The sequence below is a fragment of the Vibrio bivalvicida genome, from assembly GCF_001399455.2.
Lineage (GTDB): Bacteria > Pseudomonadota > Gammaproteobacteria > Enterobacterales > Vibrionaceae > Vibrio > Vibrio bivalvicida.
In genome coordinates this window covers 65915-84804 of record NZ_LLEI02000043.1, presented here as the reverse complement: position 1 = coordinate 84804, position 18890 = coordinate 65915, and the positions used below count along the sequence as shown (strand labels likewise).

At 43.8% G+C, this 18890-nt stretch carries 23 protein-coding genes; 10 read left to right on the top strand and 13 right to left on the bottom strand.

All coding sequences use genetic code 11. The features are described 5' to 3' along the window. The first annotated feature begins 102 nt into the window (after positions 1–102). Positions 103–1695, top strand: coding sequence for a bacteriohemerythrin (locus APB76_RS14770; protein ID WP_054961744.1), 1593 nt, complete (start codon positions 103–105; stop codon positions 1693–1695). 218 nt (positions 1696–1913) lie between these two features. On the opposite strand, the gene APB76_RS14765 is transcribed toward APB76_RS14770, so the two are convergent. From APB76_RS14765 to APB76_RS14755, 3 genes are read right to left on the bottom strand one after another with little or no spacing between them, the layout of a single operon-like run. After that, positions 1914–2744 carry a hypothetical protein gene (locus tag APB76_RS14765; RefSeq protein ID WP_054961743.1) on the bottom strand — a complete coding sequence of 277 codons (831 nt, stop codon included), beginning with the start codon at positions 2742–2744 and terminating at the stop codon, positions 1914–1916. Next, positions 2744–3613, bottom strand: a complete 870-nt coding sequence (locus APB76_RS14760; protein ID WP_054961742.1) for an ABC transporter ATP-binding protein — start codon at positions 3611–3613, stop codon at positions 2744–2746. The genes APB76_RS14765 and APB76_RS14760 overlap by 1 nt, the downstream gene beginning before the upstream one ends. Next, positions 3610–3981 carry a GntR family transcriptional regulator gene (locus tag APB76_RS14755; protein WP_004746441.1) on the bottom strand — a complete coding sequence of 124 codons (372 nt, stop codon included), beginning with the start codon at positions 3979–3981 and terminating at the stop codon, positions 3610–3612. The genes APB76_RS14760 and APB76_RS14755 overlap by 4 nt, the downstream gene beginning before the upstream one ends. Before the next feature lie 202 nt (positions 3982–4183). Between APB76_RS14755 and APB76_RS14750 the strand changes: the two genes are divergently transcribed. From APB76_RS14750 to APB76_RS14740, 3 genes are all read left to right on the top strand, one after another. Beyond that, positions 4184–6175 carry a peptidase U32 family protein gene (locus APB76_RS14750; protein WP_054961741.1) on the top strand — a complete coding sequence of 664 codons (1992 nt, stop codon included), beginning with the start codon at positions 4184–4186 and terminating at the stop codon, positions 6173–6175. Between the two features lie 107 nt (positions 6176–6282). Continuing rightward, positions 6283–6528 carry a DUF3297 family protein gene (locus APB76_RS14745; protein ID WP_004746437.1) on the top strand — a complete coding sequence of 82 codons (246 nt, stop codon included), beginning with the start codon at positions 6283–6285 and terminating at the stop codon, positions 6526–6528. A 220-nt stretch (positions 6529–6748) separates the two neighbouring features. Next, complete coding sequence (locus tag APB76_RS14740; protein ID WP_054961740.1) at positions 6749–7639, top strand: N-acetylmuramidase family protein; 891 nt, start codon at positions 6749–6751, stop codon at positions 7637–7639. Between the two features lie 77 nt (positions 7640–7716). Here APB76_RS14740 and APB76_RS14735 read toward each other — a convergent pair whose 3' ends face one another. The 3 genes from APB76_RS14735 to APB76_RS14725 form a co-directional block, all read right to left on the bottom strand. Next, positions 7717–9105: an ATP-binding protein gene (locus tag APB76_RS14735; RefSeq protein WP_167350319.1), complete on the bottom strand. Its 1389-nt coding sequence runs from the start codon at positions 9103–9105 to the stop codon at positions 7717–7719. 25 nt (positions 9106–9130) lie between these two features. Then, positions 9131–9988 (bottom strand): hypothetical protein, encoded by an 858-nt coding sequence (locus APB76_RS14730; RefSeq protein WP_054961738.1) that lies wholly within the window; start codon positions 9986–9988, stop codon positions 9131–9133. A 131-nt stretch (positions 9989–10119) separates the two neighbouring features. Further along, positions 10120–10461 carry an eCIS core domain-containing protein gene (locus APB76_RS14725; RefSeq protein WP_082880302.1) on the bottom strand — a complete coding sequence of 114 codons (342 nt, stop codon included), beginning with the start codon at positions 10459–10461 and terminating at the stop codon, positions 10120–10122. A gap of 222 nt (positions 10462–10683) precedes the next feature. Here APB76_RS14725 and APB76_RS14720 point away from each other — a divergent pair, with 222 nt between their 5' ends. From APB76_RS14720 to APB76_RS14700, 5 genes are all read left to right on the top strand, one after another. After that, positions 10684–11700: a cyanobactin maturation protease PatG family protein gene (locus tag APB76_RS14720; RefSeq protein WP_054961737.1), complete on the top strand. Its 1017-nt coding sequence runs from the start codon at positions 10684–10686 to the stop codon at positions 11698–11700. A gap of 13 nt (positions 11701–11713) precedes the next feature. Then, positions 11714–12643, top strand: coding sequence for a cyanobactin maturation protease PatG family protein (locus APB76_RS14715; protein WP_054961736.1), 930 nt, complete (start codon positions 11714–11716; stop codon positions 12641–12643). 230 nt (positions 12644–12873) lie between these two features. After that, positions 12874–13356, top strand: a complete 483-nt coding sequence (locus APB76_RS14710) for a DUF2589 domain-containing protein (protein WP_054961735.1) — start codon at positions 12874–12876, stop codon at positions 13354–13356. An 11-nt stretch (positions 13357–13367) separates the two neighbouring features. Then, positions 13368–13979 (top strand): DUF2589 domain-containing protein, encoded by a 612-nt coding sequence (locus tag APB76_RS14705; protein WP_054961734.1) that lies wholly within the window; start codon positions 13368–13370, stop codon positions 13977–13979. A gap of 61 nt (positions 13980–14040) precedes the next feature. After that, positions 14041–14397 (top strand): hypothetical protein, encoded by a 357-nt coding sequence (locus APB76_RS14700; RefSeq protein ID WP_064429709.1) that lies wholly within the window; start codon positions 14041–14043, stop codon positions 14395–14397. Positions 14398–14520: 123 nt separating this feature from the next. Here APB76_RS14700 and APB76_RS14695 read toward each other — a convergent pair whose 3' ends face one another. The 7 genes from APB76_RS14695 to APB76_RS14665 all read right to left on the bottom strand — a co-directional run bounded on the left by APB76_RS14695 (position 14521) and on the right by APB76_RS14665 (position 17805). Next, on the bottom strand, positions 14521–14772 hold the full coding sequence (locus APB76_RS14695) for a hypothetical protein (RefSeq protein ID WP_054961733.1): 252 nt from the start codon (positions 14770–14772) through the stop codon (positions 14521–14523). A gap of 10 nt (positions 14773–14782) precedes the next feature. After that, the gene (locus APB76_RS14690) at positions 14783–15190 is read right to left on the bottom strand and encodes a RebB family R body protein (RefSeq protein ID WP_054961732.1); all 408 of its coding nucleotides are present in this window, start codon (positions 15188–15190) and stop codon (positions 14783–14785) included. A 15-nt stretch (positions 15191–15205) separates the two neighbouring features. Beyond that, positions 15206–15478 (bottom strand): hypothetical protein, encoded by a 273-nt coding sequence (locus APB76_RS14685; protein WP_054961731.1) that lies wholly within the window; start codon positions 15476–15478, stop codon positions 15206–15208. A gap of 54 nt (positions 15479–15532) precedes the next feature. Beyond that, on the bottom strand, positions 15533–15811 hold the full coding sequence (locus APB76_RS14680) for a RebB family R body protein (RefSeq protein WP_054961730.1): 279 nt from the start codon (positions 15809–15811) through the stop codon (positions 15533–15535). Positions 15812–15856: 45 nt separating this feature from the next. After that, entirely contained in the window at positions 15857–16123 is a 267-nt protein-coding gene (locus tag APB76_RS14675; RefSeq protein ID WP_054961729.1) for a RebB family R body protein, read from the bottom strand. A 52-nt stretch (positions 16124–16175) separates the two neighbouring features. Next, positions 16176–16421, bottom strand: a complete 246-nt coding sequence (locus APB76_RS14670; protein ID WP_054961728.1) for a RebB family R body protein — start codon at positions 16419–16421, stop codon at positions 16176–16178. Between the two features lie 202 nt (positions 16422–16623). Beyond that, positions 16624–17805 carry an AraC family transcriptional regulator gene (locus tag APB76_RS14665; protein WP_054961727.1) on the bottom strand — a complete coding sequence of 394 codons (1182 nt, stop codon included), beginning with the start codon at positions 17803–17805 and terminating at the stop codon, positions 16624–16626. 364 nt (positions 17806–18169) lie between these two features. Here APB76_RS14665 and APB76_RS14660 point away from each other — a divergent pair, with 364 nt between their 5' ends. Then, the gene (locus tag APB76_RS14660) at positions 18170–18889 is read left to right on the top strand and encodes an ABC transporter ATP-binding protein (RefSeq protein WP_054961726.1); all 720 of its coding nucleotides are present in this window, start codon (positions 18170–18172) and stop codon (positions 18887–18889) included. Position 18890 lies beyond the last annotated feature (1 nt).

Below are 18890 nucleotides of genomic sequence, written 5' to 3'. Positions count from 1 at the left end.
TTAATTTGCATCAATTTATTGTCTAATTCCAATAGGTCATTCCGTATCTATCGCCTAAATTTAATGAAGTAAACAACAGATTTCCGGCCAAGGAGCTGGCGTATGTTTAGATCTTTATTTTCTGGCTTAAATCGACTTTCTTCGATGCAGTGGTCATTGCTGCTAAGCTTACTAATTTTTCCAGTTGCGATTGAGCTATTCATTGAACAATCTTGGTTATGGCTCATATTATTGCTGCTTTATCACTTAGTGGTTGTATCTGTCGTTACTTCTATGACCGGATTGCTGGAGCGGCTTAAACAAATCGCGATCCACCTTTCAGAAGGTGATCTTACGGTAAGAATTGACACCAGTGATACCCTCAATGCTCCATTACTGAGTACCTTCAATCGAATTGGAGAGGATATCTCTCGGACCGTACATGCACTTCGTAAGTCGACCGCACGCTTAGTCGAAGTCGCGGAAACTGTACAAGAAGACTCTGGCATTTCGAGAACAGGTGCTATGGGACAAAAGCAAGACGTCGACAACGCCAAAGAGATCATCACCCAGTTGTCAGAAATCACGCAAAATGTTTCTAGTTACTGTGAATCAACCGCGACACTTTCTAATCAAGCTAAAGCTAAAGCAGATCAAGGCACCCGAGACATGATCGCCTTAGAAGAGGCTTTGGAAAACGCTAATCATCATATCGACAATTCTAATGAACACTTTCAGTCACTGATGGAAGAGACTGCACAAATTAGCCAAGTAATGGAGACAATTAGCGGAATAGCCGAACAAACTAACTTGCTTGCACTTAATGCTGCCATCGAGAGTGCTCGCGCCGGAGAACAAGGCCGAGGCTTTGCTGTCGTCGCGGATGAAGTTCGTTCGCTGTCACTAAGAACTCAAGAGGCCACCGAAGAGATTCGTGGAAAAATTACCAACCTTCAAGCCAAGACCGATGACGTTTTGGAAACCATGAAAGAAAATAAATCCAGCATGGAACGGTCTTTGGAGATTGCATCAACAGCCGAGCACACATTTAAAGAACTTAACCAACAAATCGACGAGGTCCGTACTTACGGCCAACATATTGCTCAATCATCCGAGCAGCAGCTCGTGCAAACACAAAGCTTACAAGACAGCTTAGCGCTAATCGCAACTGAATCCGACAATAACGTTCGCGCTACTAAAGAAACCTTAATTGCCAGTATTACGGTACGTAACTTGTCAGGCGAAATCGATTCTCTACTCCATCGCTTCGCTACAGATTCGAAACAGGTCGAAGCCGATGAAGCTAAGCGGGGAAAACTGATGGAATGGAGTAATCAACTCGATATCGGGTTAGACGAAATCAATCGTCAGCACCAAACGCTGCTCCATTTAATTAATGAGCTCTATTACCTGCTTAAACACAATTATGGTCTCTCTTCTATCAAGCGGGTTGTACAGGGCTTGATTGATTACACGGCCAACCACTTTGCCTATGAAGAGATTTTGTTTGAACAGATCGATTATGCTCAAACCAAAGACCATATCGAAAAACACCAACATTTAGTTAAGCAAGTCTTGGAGTTTCAAAGTCGCGTAGAAAGAGGTGAAGAGATAGGAGACGAATTGATGGAGTTTTTGAAGAACTGGCTACGTCAACACATTATGGGAGAAGATAAAGCTTATGTTGAAGCATTTAAAAACAATAACTTAAACTAAAAGCATAGCCAAGTTGCAAGAGTACCCTATGAGTAATTTGTCTTATTGTGACGACAACGAAGGTGGCGATTTCGCTACCTTCTTTCAACTGTATTATGCGTTTTGTAGTGCTTACCTTTTCATCCACACGTACAGTCTTTGTTCATACTGGAGCAAGAATCAAAAAAGGCGCTAACCAACCATAAGCGCCTTCTTTAATTTTAAACCGTCAGAAAAGTCTAGTCGACAGAGCGGCTCAATCTTAAGCTTGCCAGCAAGCCCAAAACGCCTAACGAAAAGTAAACCACCAGATTAACTGTTCCTACATTTGCAAACGCGGCTAGTGGGTTGCTCTCAGCCAGTAAGTCAAATGGCAAGATAGTTACTGCCTGCAAGAAATGACTCACAGCAGAAGTACCTAACAGGTTTGTCGAAAGTAGTTTAATCACGTAAAAACCAATCACCATGACTAACAATGGAGAGTTAACTTTCTGAGAAATTGCCATGGCTAATGTTGCAAGCGGCAGTAATGCCAAGCCCACTAACCACATGCGACCAATAAACTCAAACCAATGCGTAAAGACATATAAGATTGACTCACCAGTGAAGAACAGTGGAAATTTCTCCGACATGACAAGATTAATCACCCACATTAGGAAGTCAGCGGACACAACCAACATCGAGCAAATGATAGGTGTCACCAGCAAACCAAAACCAAGCTTCACTAAATGCGTCGTCATGTCAGAGACAGGCATGCTGCGCCAAAACATCACACTGCCCTCTTGGCGCTCTTTACGTAATGTCTTCGGGAAATAAAGGCTGGTCAATAGAATCGACAAAAAGCCAGTAAAGCCAAAAGCCAAGCCACTTAACTGCTTACCTAATTCATAACCAGATTCAAAGCCATTCACATCATAAGTTAGCTCGTAAGTGACATTGCTTTGAATGGTCGAATTCATCAAGATCGAAAGTAGAAGTACTACACCACACACTAGCAACACCAAAGGAATACGCGTGATCACTTTATGTTCTAGCCACTCTTTCTCGAACATATAGAAATATGGATTCATTACGCAGCCTCCTTCTGTAGAGCTAAGAACAGATCTGCCAGTTTTACATTGTAAATTTTGTCTACGTCGTCGAGCTGTTGCGCTTGTTCAGAACGAATCAGCCAACGCGTACTGCCGAGCGCTCGCTCACTAGAAAGCGGCTTCAGTGCTTCCATTTGTGCGCGTGGTTCATCGGTGGTTTCGACAATCACATAGTCTTCGGCAATGTTCTCCATCGATGATTGCAGCACAGCTTGACCATGCTTAAGGATAAGCACATCGGTTAACAAATGTTCAATCTCAGATACCTCATGGCTAGCAATAATCAGAGCACGCTCTCCATCATGAAACCATTCAAGGAGATGTCGATAAAAGGTATCTCTGTAAACAAGATCCAAGCCAAGGGTCGGCTCGTCGAGAATCAATACTTTGGTATCGGTCGAAATCACAATCGCAAGGTGTAGCTGTACCTTCATGCCTTTTGAAAGCGATTTGATTTTGCTATTAAGCTTGATGTCGGTTTTTTCGAGTACAGCACGCGCTTTGTTCACATCGAAACTTGGGTGAACACCCGCGGTGTAACGAAGAATTTGTCTTACCGTCATCCAGTCAGGCAGCACGTTCACATCTGAAATATAAGACAGGTGTTCCATCACTTTGGCGCGCTGTGAGATAGGCTCAAGTCCCAGAACTTGAATATCACCCTGATAGTCGTGAGCACCTAGCAGGCTTTTAATCAAGGTCGATTTACCTGCACCATTGTGACCAAGCAAACCGAGGACTTGTCCCGCTTTGAGTTCAAAGCTAATGTTTTTAATCGCTTCGCCTTGCTCCTTGGCTCGACCTGAGTAGTGCTTGGTTACCTGCCGAGCTTCAATTAATACGCTCATTGTTTGCCCTCAACGTGCAGTGTTAACTGCTCAATAAATTCTTGAAGTGGAATGTCTAGCTGCTGCAGTTTCACCGCAATTGACGGGATCTGCTGCTGAATAAAATCCTGTTTTTGCGACGCTTTCAACTGACTCAGTGCGCCTTGTGCCACGAACATTCCCTGACCGCGTTTTTTTTCTACGAGACCTTCATCCACCAGTAGCTGATAACCTTTCATCACAGTGATGTGGTTGATTTTCAAATCTCCTGCGACGGCTCGAACCGAAGGTAATGCCTCTCCTTCGTTCCAAATACCTTGCAGGATTTGCTCTGTAATTCGATCCGCTAGTTGACGAAAGATAGGCTGCGTTTCGTTCCAATCTGTCATGAAGCTTGCCTTATCAATTGCGATTTAGTGTTATACATAGGTATAACACTAAAGCAATTCGCAGTGATTGCAACCATTAATTGAAATCTCGCCTTAGAAGACAAATTAATTGATGCAGATTAACAAAGCCTTAATCAGCGCTAGATCACACTTTTTATCCCCGTAAAATACCGCTCCTATTTTATTGAGTAAGAGATAAGTAGTGACACGCGATCAATTTGAGTTATTAGCACCGGGCGGGGATTTAGATTCGATTAAGGCAGCCATTGCCGCCGGGGCGGATGCTATCTATTGTGGTTTAGACCGTTTCAATGCACGTAACCGAGCCACCAACCTCACCTTAGATAACTTGAATGGCGTATTGCAGCTTGCGCATCAGCACAACTGTAAGATCTTCCTGACTCTCAACGTGTTGATTCTAGAGAGTGAAGTTCCAGCCATTGTGCGCTTGCTTAGTCAATTGAACACCACGTCTATTGATGGCGTGATCGTGCAAGACCTTGGTTTGGCCTACATTCTCAACAACTATTTCCCTGATTTAGATATACACGCATCAACTCAGCTCAACACCCATAACGAGGGGCAGGTTCTGTTTCTTAATCGGTTGACGGCAAGTCGCGTCAATCTATCGCGCGAGTTGAACATCAGTGAGATTAAGCATCTGGCTCAGTTTGGTCGCGAGCATGATGTGATGATGGAAGTGTTTGTCCACGGCTCTTACTGCATTGGTTTCTCTGGGATTTGCTACATCAGCTCTGCGCGTAATGGCGCGTCAGGCAACCGCGGGCGATGCAGCCAACCTTGTCGAGAAGAGTATGAAACCACCAAAACTGGCAATCGCTATCCACTCAATATGAAAGACAACTCAGCCTTTGGCGATCTAGCAACGCTTGCCGATGCTGGCGTGTATTCGTTGAAAGTGGAAGGCCGCATCAAGAAGTCCCACTACGTTTACACCGTGGTCGACAACTGGCGTAAACAGATTGACCGCTTGTGCGATGGCGTAGAACTGTCGAACGACACCACAGAACTGTACACCGTCTTCAACCGCGATTTCTCCAATGCATTCTTGCAAGGCGACTTCGGTAAAGCGATGTACATCGACAACCCCCGCGACCATGCGGTGAAACACTTTTCAAAAATCTACAAATGTGAATCGGCAGACGATGTGCAGATAGTGAAGAAAAAGCTCTACGACGACAAAACAGCGATCATTGAGAAAGTGACGAAGAAGACCCAAGACTTTGACGTCACTGCAACGCGAGCTTCTTCTAGCAGCCTAAAAGGGGCGATTGATGTACCCACTTTGCCGCCACTGCCTCAACCAGAAGTGCATCAAGGAGCGCCAAAGTTATCGGTATTGATCTCGTCACCACAAGACGCTGTACTGGGCGAATACACTGACGTAGACGTCTATTTTCAGCTGCCGATGGGACTGGCTGCTGAACTGAATGCAATGCTCAAGTTGTTCCAAGCAAACCCACAGTTAAAACCTTGGTTTCCTGCGATTTTGATTGGTGACGATTACCAAGCTGCACGCACACTGTTAGAGGCAGTAAAGCCAGCGCTCTCGATCACTAACAACTCCGGTGTGGGCATTTTAGCTCAAGAACTTGGACTGGGTTGGATCGCAGGCCCACAGATGAACACGGTCAACTCCTACTCATTCAAATGCTTACAACAAGAGTTTACCGCAAGCGGTGCATTCATCTCCAACGAGTTGAACATGAAGCAGATGCGCCATATTAAGCGTCCACAAAACATGCGCAGCTACTATAGCATCTACCACCCAAGTACACTGCTGACCAGTCGCCAATGTTTATTCCAACAGACCGACGGCTGTCGCAAGATCAAAGTCAATAAAGGCTGTTTGAAACGTTGTGACAAGCGTACATCTATCATAAATCTCAAAGACAATCCGTACGTGGTGCAAAAACAAAAGGGCAGCCACAACTCAATCTACAGTGAACACAACGTATTAAACCTACAAGTGCTGCAAGACTTACCGAACCTGTTTACTGATGTGTTGATCGATCTGCGGGATATTCAAACCGAAACGCAAGTGGCAGCCAGTAAACCTGAACTGATTGATGCGTTCTTATTGCTCCTAGCACAACACAGTGACGACAACGTAAGTACCATCAATAGCATGATTCAGCCAACGGCCAATGCCCAGTATTTGAAGGGGTTGTAGGTTCAAACTTAAATCGTTTGTGATAACTGTCATTAGATGTCTTGAACCCATAGCAATCTGTGACTTACAATGGCGCACTTTTTTTACGGACTTCAAGGTCGAAAAACATGACAGATACTGCTAAACCAGCTCTACCAGATCGCCTATCAGGTAACCCACGTAGCCCTTTCTTTGTAAAAGAGTGCTTCGATCACCAGATCGGTATTCGTTTTAAAGGTCAAGAGCGCACAGACGTTGAAGAATATTGTGTTAGCGAAGGTTGGGTAAAAATCGCATCACCAAAAGCGAAAGATCGCTTTGGTAACCCAATGCTTATCCAACTAAAAGGCGAAGTTGAAGCGTACTACGTGTAAGCTTGCTCATAAAACGAATGCGACTAATCACCATGCTCTCAAGCGACATGGGTTATTCGTTTTGATAGAAACAGAAATCAAACCATTGATTTCTGTTTCTTTGACTCGGTATTTAGTCTTCATTTAATCACTAACGACTAAAAACTCGCCTCTCCCCCCGAGGTATTCGTACCTACCAATAATACATTCTCTATGGATCGACTTAACATGGAGAATCATCATGAACACAATAAAACTCGTCTGGTCAGTTGGGAAGTCAGCAAGCAACGTAAGGCAAGACGTGCTTAGCATTCAAAACGCACTTAACCTTGTTAGCAAACATATTGGCCTTAAAGCCCCATTGAGAGAGGATGGAGAGGTCAGCAGTGACGTCAATCACTCCCCCACTTGTCTAGCTATTGGACTACTGCAAAGAAACATTTTGCATTTTAAGCACCCCGACTATCGCATAGATGTCGGCGGCAAAAGCCATCTAGCTCTACAACGCTTATGTCAAAAAGAAAAAGAGGTCGTTGCGCCTAATTTCCACTGGCCAAACGTTACACCTCAAATAGGGCTTTGTGATCAGGATTTCGAAAATGCCGCCATGTCACTCGGTTGCGACATTGCTGCAATCAAAGCCGTGTCAGACGTAGAGTCTAACGGCAGTGGCTTTTTGAAATGCGGCAAACCGCGAATCTTATTTGAAGCACACAAGTTTTCCAAATACACCCAACACAAGTTTGACGACTCCCACCCCAAGATTTCATCGAAAAAATGGCAACGCGGATTGTATTTAGGCGGAGAAAAAGAGTACGGGCGTTTGCAAGAAGCAATTGAGCTTGATAGCCATGCGGCGCTTCTATCCACCTCATTTGGTCGCTACCAAATTATGGGCTTCAATTATCAAGCTGCGGGTTACAACAGTGTCGAAGATTTCGTCAGTGATATGTTTCTGTCTGAATCGAAGCACTTACAATCGTTCGTTAGTTTTATTCAATCTAACTCTCAGCTTCACCGTGCGCTCAAAGCCAAGAATTGGCCATATTTCGCGAGTCTGTATAACGGCCCTGATTATGCGCAAAATAGCTACGACAAAAAGCTTGAGCGGGCTTACTTAAATTACGCTTAATCTCCAATCACACTGCTAACTTGCCACGGTAACAAGCTAGCAGTCCTTTCGAGCCAGAAATACCCCACTAGAGCGTCTCAACGAAAAAAGGAGTGACGCGCGGCATTCCCTTCGAGACTGCGTTGCAAATGTTTGACCCGCTCGATACCGAATGTTAGGTCACTCGCGAGTATCTGCTTTGCGCCTTTACTGCTGGCCTTAAGTGCTGCATAACGCACCACGTTGATAATCTCAGCCCCAGTTAACTCATGGTCACGCGCTAATTGAGAAAGTTGTATCTCTGGCTCTAAGCGCTCATCTCCAGGCAGAGCGTTTTTCCACAGCGCCAGACGCACTTTCTCCTCTGGTTTCGGGAAATAGACCGCAGCTTCAAAACGGCGAAAAAAGGCTTCGTCGAGATTATCCTGCAAGTTGGTCGCTAAAATAATAATGCCGGTGAAAGCTTCAATACGTTGCAGCAAATAGGCTACATTCTGGTTAGCAAATTGGTCGTTAGCACCGCTAGTTTGCACCCGCTGACCAAACAACGCATCCGCTTCATCGAAAAACAGTAGCCAGTTGTGCTTTTCCGCCATGGCGAAAACCTGCTCCAGATTTTTTTCAGTCTCACCGATGTACTTAGACGTAACCGCACCAATATCTACCCGATACACAGGTCGCTCAGTGCGTTTTCCCAATAACGTCGCGGTAAGTGTTTTTCCTGTGCCTGGAGGACCATAAAATAAGGCGCGAAATCCCGGTCTCAACTTTCCCTTTAGCTGCCATTCCCTTTCCAACGTGCTGCCATGTTGCAACCAAAGCTCGATTTCATCCAGCTCATCGAAGACTGAATCAGCCAATACCAAGGCATGCCAATCTAAAGAGGTGGTCAGCAAACTGGCAAGATTATTCACCATTGCAGGTGGCTTGGCATTCTCCCCCAGTAGATATCGGTTTAGCACCTCCGGTTTTAACTTCAGTGGTTGCCACATTAAAGGCGATGAATCTGAAGCCAAATCCAGATCTAACAGCTCATGTGCCTTGGATTCATTCACACCCGACAGCCATTGAAATACTTCCTGCCGGTGTTCAACGAAACTTTCACCGAGCAAAAATGCCAAGGTTTGCCCTGTCGCCCAAACCACCCCTTCATTTTCCAACAGCCCAAACTCAACATTTAACCGATGCGCATGTTCACTCGGCTGCATCAATATTTCAAAGGTTTCAGGTTGAAGATGAGGAATAAGCGCTAAACCAATCGCAATCTGTTCAATATCTAAATGATCACCAGATAAAGAATGGGTTTGGCGAAGTTCCGGCAACTCGTCAATAGCGAGATTATTGTGAGGTTCGCGTTCAAATTGGAACCGTTGTTCCAATCGAAGGCGAATTAAAGAACGGCACTGAGTGAGTGCCGTGGAGGTTTTCATATTTTTCTCCAGAGATAACCGTTGGGCTAGAATCGCCTTGAGCATTTTAAAACTCATCATGCACCTAGCATAGAAAGTATATCTATTTCTCTTTATCTACAATTGCATCAATCATCATCACCACCTCACTTTTAAATCTATTAAAAATACTTAGTGTAATTTCTGCATTCTTAGAGCCTCCCCCTGCTACCTTTTCAATCTCCTTAGTCATGCCACCCCAAACCTCCTTTATAGCCCTCTCGGTATCATGCTTGGGGTTAAATATTTTGTCACCCTTGTTGTAATAAGATATTAATACATTCTGATTCTTTGCTTTAAATTTATGTGCTCTCTCAAGTGCATTTTCTTTTTTGCTTTTTGGTAGTATAAGTCCAAGTGCAGTACCCAAACCAGGAGGAAGAAAAAAACCACCTATAGTCAAGCTAGCCTCTTTTGCAAACTGTAATAGCGTTTGATTCCAATAACTTTTGGTACGATCATTCAACACCAAAAGAGTGCTATCGTATATATCCCTAATTGCATCACAATAAATAGAAAATTCATTGTAACCATCAACTGAAATGTTATCATTCTCCCCCTCTAACGCCTTAGCTTTCATCCATCCTTCTTCTCCACTGCTCACTATTTTAACCTTATAGTACCCACCATCGCGATTGTTGATTATCTCTACATGTGTTCCAATACCATATTGATACTCTTTGTATATTTTACTTGTCAAGCTACCATCAATCTTGTCATAAATATTAGGCTTGCTTTTGTGAAGATTTGCTGGACACACAATAATAGTTTCTGTACCAGAAGGAATTTTCCTTAATTGAATAACCCCTCCAAGTCTATTACATCTCTGTACTCCATACTTCACACTAAAAAGATCACAATACATCCTTTTATTTTTAACCGAGCTATTCTTTTTCATATTAATTCTTTTTTGTGCAAACATACATTTAGTCCTTATTAATTATATCGAGGCGTTAGTTATACATATTCATCATATTTTCATATAGTTAAAATAAACTTATCAGGTTTTCCCAAAAAAATTGCATCTAACCATAACAACACTCGCTCTGACTATTATTTTCCATAAATTGCCAAAATACCTAACTCAGTGGCATGCTTTTCCAACCAAAGTTCATCATTAACTTTTACACCATTAATATTCACTGTCGGTTTCACCATTCCCTTAGCTTGTTGGATTATATGCCCCAACTCATGGGGTAAGTGCTGCTCCTGCCCCGGCGATATATAGATATTTCGTCCTTGAGCATATGCGTGGGCCTGAACTTGGCCGGGCTTATGAGAGTTATAAAACACCCTTACGTTACTTAGATTAATTCCCGTTAGCTTTTCCATTCCCCGCCGTAATTTAGGCGGTAGTGGTTTAATCCTCGCTTTAGGGTGCTTTCCTATTTCCATTATAAATTCTCCATTAGTTTGAACTTATATTTTCACTATAAGTTGAAAGCGTACAAATACTCAGGTTAAACAATGAATAAACTGGGGTAATTTATTGCGGGAGGCATGACTTTATTTGATTAATTTAATCACCTTATTAATTCATCAGTTAAACAGGCTAATTTATTGCAATAGTCTTTATTCTTCTCTGATGACAGTAACCAGAGAAATAAGGAAGGACTTATGTCATCTTCACCACAAGACTCAACCAACAATTCAGACCAAGCCAACGTCAATCACAGAGAACCTGTAGCTGATCAAGCGATTGTTCAGCGCGAAACCCAGCCCAATGAAACCGCTGCTATCATCGAGAAGGCTTTTGTCTCATCAACACCGATTTATGTTGCAGGCAAACTGCGCGTTGAATTTGCCAATAAAGGGCTTGAAAAGGAGTGCGAAGCCGCCGCGCAAGAGCTATCGGCGGTGACCAATCAATCGGTCTCACCACACGACTACGGCACCATTTTTGGTTATGAAGCGGGAAAAGAAAGTAGCCATAGTGCCTACCTAAGCCGTAAAACTCGCCCTTACCGTTATTTAGCTGAAAATGCTAAGTGGGTACTCTCGGTTGATGAGCAAGACACCTACGTAATTGAGCCTCACAGCGTAGTCGAACTGAATGAGTTCATCCATTTCTTGAAACAGAGTGAGCAAGCAGGCAGCAACAGTCATACCCTGTGCGTGATCGTTGGTGAACAATTGGGGTACACCGAGAGCGGAAACGAAGAAGCCTCCGTGCTACCAAAGGTACGCTGCAAGCATATGTTTGCTTTTAATGCTGACGCTCAAGCCATAGAAAGCAAACTGAGTGAGGCGGGAATCAACACCACAACCAAAGCCATCAGCGATTTACTGCGTTTACTCAATGTAAAGCAAAACAGCGGCAACTCAGACTTAGAAAGAGCAAAAAACTTTTTGGCGTTCCGTTACCCTGACATTTATGCCGTTCGTGCCAGCGAAGCGGTCATACATCTTGATACCAAGCTTAATACCTATAAAGAAGATAAAGAGCAGGAATTTTTACGCAGTATCGATACGCGCATTGCTCAAAGCGCTCCGGGCCACACCTTAGTCGATGTTATTTTTCATTACCAACGCAGCGTGAGTGGCCGTCAGTTTAGCTATTATGCAACCGTAGATGTCAGCCAACTTTTCCCTTACTTACATTCACCTTTGAATGACTATATTCCTCACAACTAATAGGAGTGCCAACATGATCTCCCTACTTCACTCATCTCAGCAATCTGGTGTGATTCAAAGGCATATCGCGGCACCTTCATTTGGCTTACAAGACTTAGCGGGTGACGTTTATGTCCTTGGGTGTATTAGCGCTGACTGGCCAGACAAAAGTGTCGAAAACGAGTTTCGCAACAACATCAAGTGGATTACCGAACACGGCGTCGATATCAGTCAGCCAGACTATTGTCGTAAAGTAGAACCTTGCTCTGCGGCGCTTCCCTTGACTAACCTCCAGCCAAGGAATAAAGACAAAGATCTAGATTGCATTCGTCAGGTGTTGAAAACAAGACGATGCCGCTACCTGGCCAGAGAGCTCGACTGGTATTTGGAAGATATTCACGGGAATCGGCTCTACCGACTCATCCCAAGTGAATATAATATGCAGCAGCTTATCAATGCGTTAGTTGATTCTGACTCTACTAATCCAACAGCGATCAACGCACTTGTCGTGGGCAGAGCCAGTGGACAACTGGGGGAACTAGATTCCGTAACCGTAACCAAATTTCGTTCAATGACTTCGCATGATATTGCTAAAGGCCTTCCGAAACTGCATAACGCGCAGTCATGCCGTGATCTCACCCATGTGATTGAGCTGTATCTTTCACTGGCAAACAATAACGGCGTTACCGATGAAGAGCGCGCCCTTAACTATCTTCTGACTTATGGTTATGACTTTTATGAACGCATGTATCGCCAGCGAAGCGATGGCAGCCATCAATCAATTCATTTGGTCAGTGTCGATGCACGCTCTCATTACGCTGGGGAACGAACGTTGGTCTATGTCGTGTTTAACTTCCAAGATAGCAAAACTAGCGCAGTGGAATCCTGGTACTCCACTGTCGACGTCACGGATCGTTTTCCATTCCTTGTCAGCAAGTTTGAGCCTTACATCAATGTCCTCTAACTACGTTCCGCAACCATAATGATATCAACAACGCCACCTTTGTCAGGTGGCGTACACCTAAGAACCACAACAGGTTAAGCCGCGAGCCTTAAGCCCAATACGAACTTACCCCTCCAATGGATACCCCCTCTCAACATTCCTATCTTTGCCACAAAACTCCATGACTTAGCCCAATCGCTGTAAGAGAGAGCAATCGACAATAGAGGGGCATGTAATACTAGGAGGACACCATGCAAGGTAAAAAGCAAGTCACGCTTCAAGCGTTGGTCGAGGCTATTCTTGGCTCTGCTTCCGAAGCTCAAAAACAAATCGACAGTGCTCAAGTCGCCTCATTTCAACAGTGGTTCAATCAAGACGGAACCCCCAAACAACTTGAAGTGAGAATTCCAGACTTAGATAACCCATCAGACAAAGAGGAGGTCAAATATAAGACCGTATCTATTCCTACCATCACCTTATTCCAACCTTCACCACTCAAAATCAAACATATGAACACCAAGTTTGAAATTGGTTTGGATGATCTGGTCGAAGTAACACCTGTGGAAAATCACTCCAAGACTCACAGCATGGTGATAGAAGCAGAGAAACACATTCTAGCCAGTCTATACAACGACCATAGTTCGCGTATGGCTAGCGTTGAAGTTGAGTTCGAAAATGGGGAGCCTTCGGAAGGTTATCTACGTTTGATGAACGAATTGTATAAACTCATTTAAGGAAAAATCTTATGGCAGATTCAAAGTTACTCAATATCGCCGATCAATTCCGTGGACTACCGATGGAGGACCTTATTGGCGCTCCACTAACCGCGGCCTGCAATGCTCAAGAGATGCTCGCGAGTACAACGATTAACTTTATTGAACGTGTGTGTTTTAGAGACGCAAACCTCGATAACGGAAATGTAAAAGGAGAAGGTCATACCCCTAAATATGAGATACGTACGATCCCTTTCTCTTTCAAACAGCTGGAAGGTGAAGATGAAAAGTACTATACGGTGGAAGTTCCAATAATGTCTATCATTAATATTCCGTCACTTCAGGTTACCGATGTAGATATCAACTTTACCATGGAAGTCAAGTCTTCAGCTGTCGATACATCTTCAGATAGCCAACATGCGGAGATGGAATCAGAAACAAAAATAGGCATCCCTGGATTGTCACAATCGATCAAAATGAGCGGTTCTATCTCGTCGAGTAAAGAAAGCTCACGTAAAAGCGATAACTCTGCAAAGTATGACGTCAATGTTGTTGCCAAACAGTTACCTCCTCCCGAAGGTCTGTCGCGAGTGTTAGATATGCTCGATCAGTGCATCATGCCTGTTCCAGCAGAAGCTGCATAACTTACCAATCCCCCTAACCTTAATGGCACAACACGGTTGTGCCTTTATTTTGGAGATAACCATGTTAAAACCATCAAATCCTCCGTCATCTTATGACATCACAGATATCGGCCACGTTGAGCGGTTAGTTATCGGTTCCACCGAGCCAGACCGCATACCGACAGAGCAAGAAACACAAAACAAGATGAAAACGCTCAACCAATACTTGCAGACTTCCCCACGCGGCAGAGTGATAGGGACAGAGCGCAGCTTTTCATTAGTGAGAATTGGAGAGCACCAAGTTGTTTTAGAAGCCGTTGCTTACCATATTGGGTTTAAAAGAAAGCCATCTTGGTTAGCCTCAAACAACAAAGAGAAAACAGCTAAGCCAGAAGTAGACTTGTGCGCAGTAGAAAAGATTATTGCAAATAATCAATAAACGAAAGGAGCCATCGCTTGGCTCCATTTCCCATAATATAGAACATAAAAAAGCCTGGTAGACTTGAATAAGAACTACCAGGAAGGTTGGCTGAACGAGAACTGATGATTGGGGCCGTATAGCCTAGTCTTTTGACGACTGAGAATGGTTGGCTGAATTAAACTGTGCCATATTGTCATTAAGGGCCTGAGCTAACTCGGCATGCATTTTCTCTAATTGATGTGCCAATTGACTGAAATTCTGGTTAAGTTGAGATTGCCAGCGTTCGAAATCAAACTGATGATTATCGACCAATTCTGTTGGCCGAGGTGTATAACGTCCTAATTCTTCAGAATGTTTACTTGTTGAACGGCTCTCAATAGGTTTGTCACTCATAGTATCTTCCTTATAAACCCGCCACATTGAACCAAGCAACACCGGCAACGGCGATCAATAAACACATCACGCTAAGTATTGCCCACCAGATTTTGTTGAAACACAGAGTCCTATGAGGGGATTGTCTCGATTCTGTTTCTTCCTTCAGAGGTGGACTATCATCAACTTGTTGCTCGATAGCTCTGTAGCGCTTTGGAAGATCAGTGATTGCCTCTGATTTGGCTTGAGCTTGCAATATGCGCGCGCAAGCATTAGTTACCGAACTTGAAGAAGCCATTTGCGCATTTTGCTGCGATATAATAGCGTTCTGCATACCACGCGATAATGTATCTGCAAATATGGTATCGACCATATCAAGTGAATAGTTGCCATCTTGCACTCGATCTACCGCTGAGTGAGCGCTGGTTTTGTCATCCATAGTCTTACTCTCAAGTCAGTTTTCTTTGCGTGCCTGATTCACATTTGAATAAAGCTCGATGAAGTTATCTTTAGACGCTTTGGCTTGCTCGTTAATTTTATCTAGAGCTTGAAGATAAGAAGCATCTCCAGATTCAATGAAATTTGCTAACGCCACACCACTCGCAGTGGTCAGTAACGTATTCATATCTCTGAATGAGTTTGCGGCATCTTGGACTGCGAGAGCACCCGACTGCGCTAATGATTTATCAGTAATATGAAAGGTCTGTTTTGTTTCGCTGTTTGACATAGTTAGCTCTCCGAAGGAAAACAATGGTAGGGGGCGTCCCCCCTACGAATTGGGTTAACGTCGAGTGTCACCACGATCAATAATTTGACCAGACACTGTACCCGTGACGGCATTACCAGTGTTCATTAATGCATTGATACCTTGCACAGTAGCGGCCTGCCACATAACGTTTGCTTGCTGCTGACCCGTCGTTAGGTTTTGAGCCGCAACGCTAAGCGCTTGGCTTGTCGTCAGCATTAAGTTGCCCATCGCTGTTGCAGGGACATCTCCAAGCACTTTTGTGTTCACTTGAGTCACTGAATCTGTGATTGCTTCATTTACGTAATTTGGCATTGTTATTTCCTTTTAGTCTTTGAAGTGAAATGTTTTTCTGATGATTTAGCCACGATCAATGATGTTGCCAGTAACCGTGCCAGTCACTGCATTGCCCGTATTCATCAAAGCGTTAAGTCCCTGAACCGTTGCAGCTTGATGCATCACATTTGCTTGCTGTTGACCTGTTGCTGCGTTTTGACCAGCAATGCTCAAACTTTGGCTAGTGGTTAACATCAAATTACCCATTGATGATGCCGGCGTATCACCGAGGACTTTGGTGTTTACTTGCGTCACTGAATCAGTGATGGAACTGTCGACTGAATTTGGCATAGTTGTCTCCTTTGTTGAGGTAGTGGACGGTGTGCCTCACCGTGGTGAAAAGCTATAAAATGTGACCAACGACTGCACTTTGAACAGCGTTACCTGTACTCATAACCCCTGCATTCGCTTGAACAGTAGAAGTTTGTCGAGTCATATTTCCCGCTTGCTGATTTCCAACAGCATTCATAAATGAAAGGCAAAGTGCTGTATTCGCAGCATTGATTAGGTTGGCGCCAGCATTGGCTGAAGACATACCGACGGTCAGCAGTGTTGCCTCAGCGACTGATTGTGAAACGGGATCTGGCATAGTGATTTCCTTCTCGGTTTGGCGCTGTTTATAAAGTGAATCGTTGCGCTCTGTCTTGATGGAATCAGTATGCTTGACTGACCTAAGAGAAACTCAGGCAAAACCGCTAACTAATCAGAGAGATATAGGAATGTGTCGCGACTGGGTGGTATTTTCTAACCAAAATAAAAACGACCCTTAGAAAGGGCCGTCGGTGAGATAGTTAAGCAATTAACCGAGTGTGTAGCTGCCGCTGTGATTGGCGATACTGTCTTGGCGTGCAACCAACAAACCTTTTGAACATTTTTTCGAAATGACTAAGGTCACCAAATCCTGACTGCAAGCAAACATCAGTTATTTTGCTTAGAGGTTGCGAGTTGATCATATCTTTGGCGAAACGCACTCTGAGCTCTACCAAGATACTTTTGAACGAACGATTTAAATGCTCACGGAAAAGAAATGAAAGATGGGAAGCACTAGTGTAGGCAGCATTCGACACATCTTTTAAGGTCATCTCGTCTAAAAAGTGTTGGCTGATGTAATTTAGCGATTTATACAGTGCAGGGTGGATATGTTCAAAAGTGGTAAGGCGTTGTTGCAAAAGTAATTCAATCAGATCGGAGTTAGACTCTTCGGATTGATTTACCCCTAAAGCCATCACTTCTTGCGCCCCAACATGACTTGGATGTGAGGAGATCAAAACCATCATGATTTTTTGTAACTGTGATACGTTCTGCGGCCATGAATACTCACAAAGCAACGTTATAGCTTCTGTGCTCAACTGGGGGGAATTATCACCGCTGAATTGCTTTAAAAAATGATCGATATAAAGAGGAATGTCATCTCTCCTTTCTCGTAGCGAAGGCATAATCACTTCTAGGTGCGGCATGTAACTGCCGAGAATTTTGGAAAGAAACTGCTGATTACTAGTCAAAGAGGTAGTACAAGAAACGATCAATTGGATATTATTTTCAACGAGTTGTTGATAGAACTCCTGATTGGAAAACAATAACGTTAAATAGTCTTTATGCTTATCACTAAGCTTATCAACCTCAGATAGAAATAGCGTACCTCCCTGTGCATTTCCGATACTCTGATTCAAGTAATGCTTAAACTCTCCAACACACCTGATTTGCGAAGGAACGTAAATAAATCGTCCATGGGTAAAACTTCGGCAACGATGAATATGGTAAGCCACCGTGCGTTTTTCAGTACCAATTTCGCCGCTAATAAAGACTGGAATGCTCACTTGAGAAGCGTATTGTATTTGCCGTTTTATCTTGGCAATGCCTTTGCCAAGACCTAATAGAGGAAAAGCCGTGTGCGACAATTGTTCTTGGTTTATCGCGCACTGCTCGCGGTTAGATGTCCTTTCCAAGGCTGAATTGGAAGTCATTTGATTCATAGAATTATCCTTATTTCTAGCTATTTATGACGTTGCGTCTTTATGCTATTCGGGACAATTTCATATGAATCGGAGTGAATGATTTTTTTTTCGGTTTAAATCCCTAGAATTCATGCAGTTAGGGGGTTGAACATCTAGAATGAGAAGCAAGTCACTAACAAAGGACCCAGGACAACAGATTCGATTAATATAAACTTTTCATATCAATCGGGATCGATAGGTGATCAGGTTATTGCGCTTATTAATTTGTTGAAAGATTGGATCTTATTGTCCAAAGCTCTTGTACAATATAACACTGGCGGATGAAACTAAGTGATTCAAAGTAGATGAATCGGCCAAAACTAAAGAACATAAAGGTGAGGAAATGGAAGGCCAACTTGTCACACTAAAACGAGCCGACAAAAGTTTCGTCGATGGTAAAGAAACCCACCGCGTATTGGAAGGCGTCGATTTCACTTTAAGGGCAGGTGCAAGTGTGGCGTTGACGGGTGCGAGTGGTAGCGGCAAAAGTACCCTACTTAATGTCATTGCTGGCTTTGAGCCTTTATCTGGTGGTGAATTGTGGTTAGATGGCGATAACACGGCAGCTTGGAAAGACCCGCAATGGAGCCAGTTCCGCCATCAAAAGCTCGGTGTTATCTTTCAACAATTCAACCTGTTAACACCGCTCAACGTAAAACAAAACATCGCCTTTCCTCTGCATCTAAACCAACAAAAATGGAACGATTGGTGCGATTACCTCATCGAAACATTGGGCATCAGTCAGCTTCTCGATAGACACGTTTCTGCCCTGTCTGGCGGCCAGCAGCAAAGAGTCGCCATAGCACGCGCTTTGGCTCATAGGCCTAAGCTTCTGCTTGCCGATGAACCTACAGGTAATCTCGACCAAAAAGCGGGATTGGAGGTGATGAAGCTACTGAATGAAATCACCACACAAGGCAACACTGCGGTGCTCTTAGTGACCCACAGCCCAGACTGCGCTGAGTTTATGCAGACTCGTTTGCGGCTAGAAAACGGTCAATTACGCAGTGGTGATTTGCAGCAACCCCTCCCTACTTTGCAAGAGCAAAACAACCGAGGGTAAG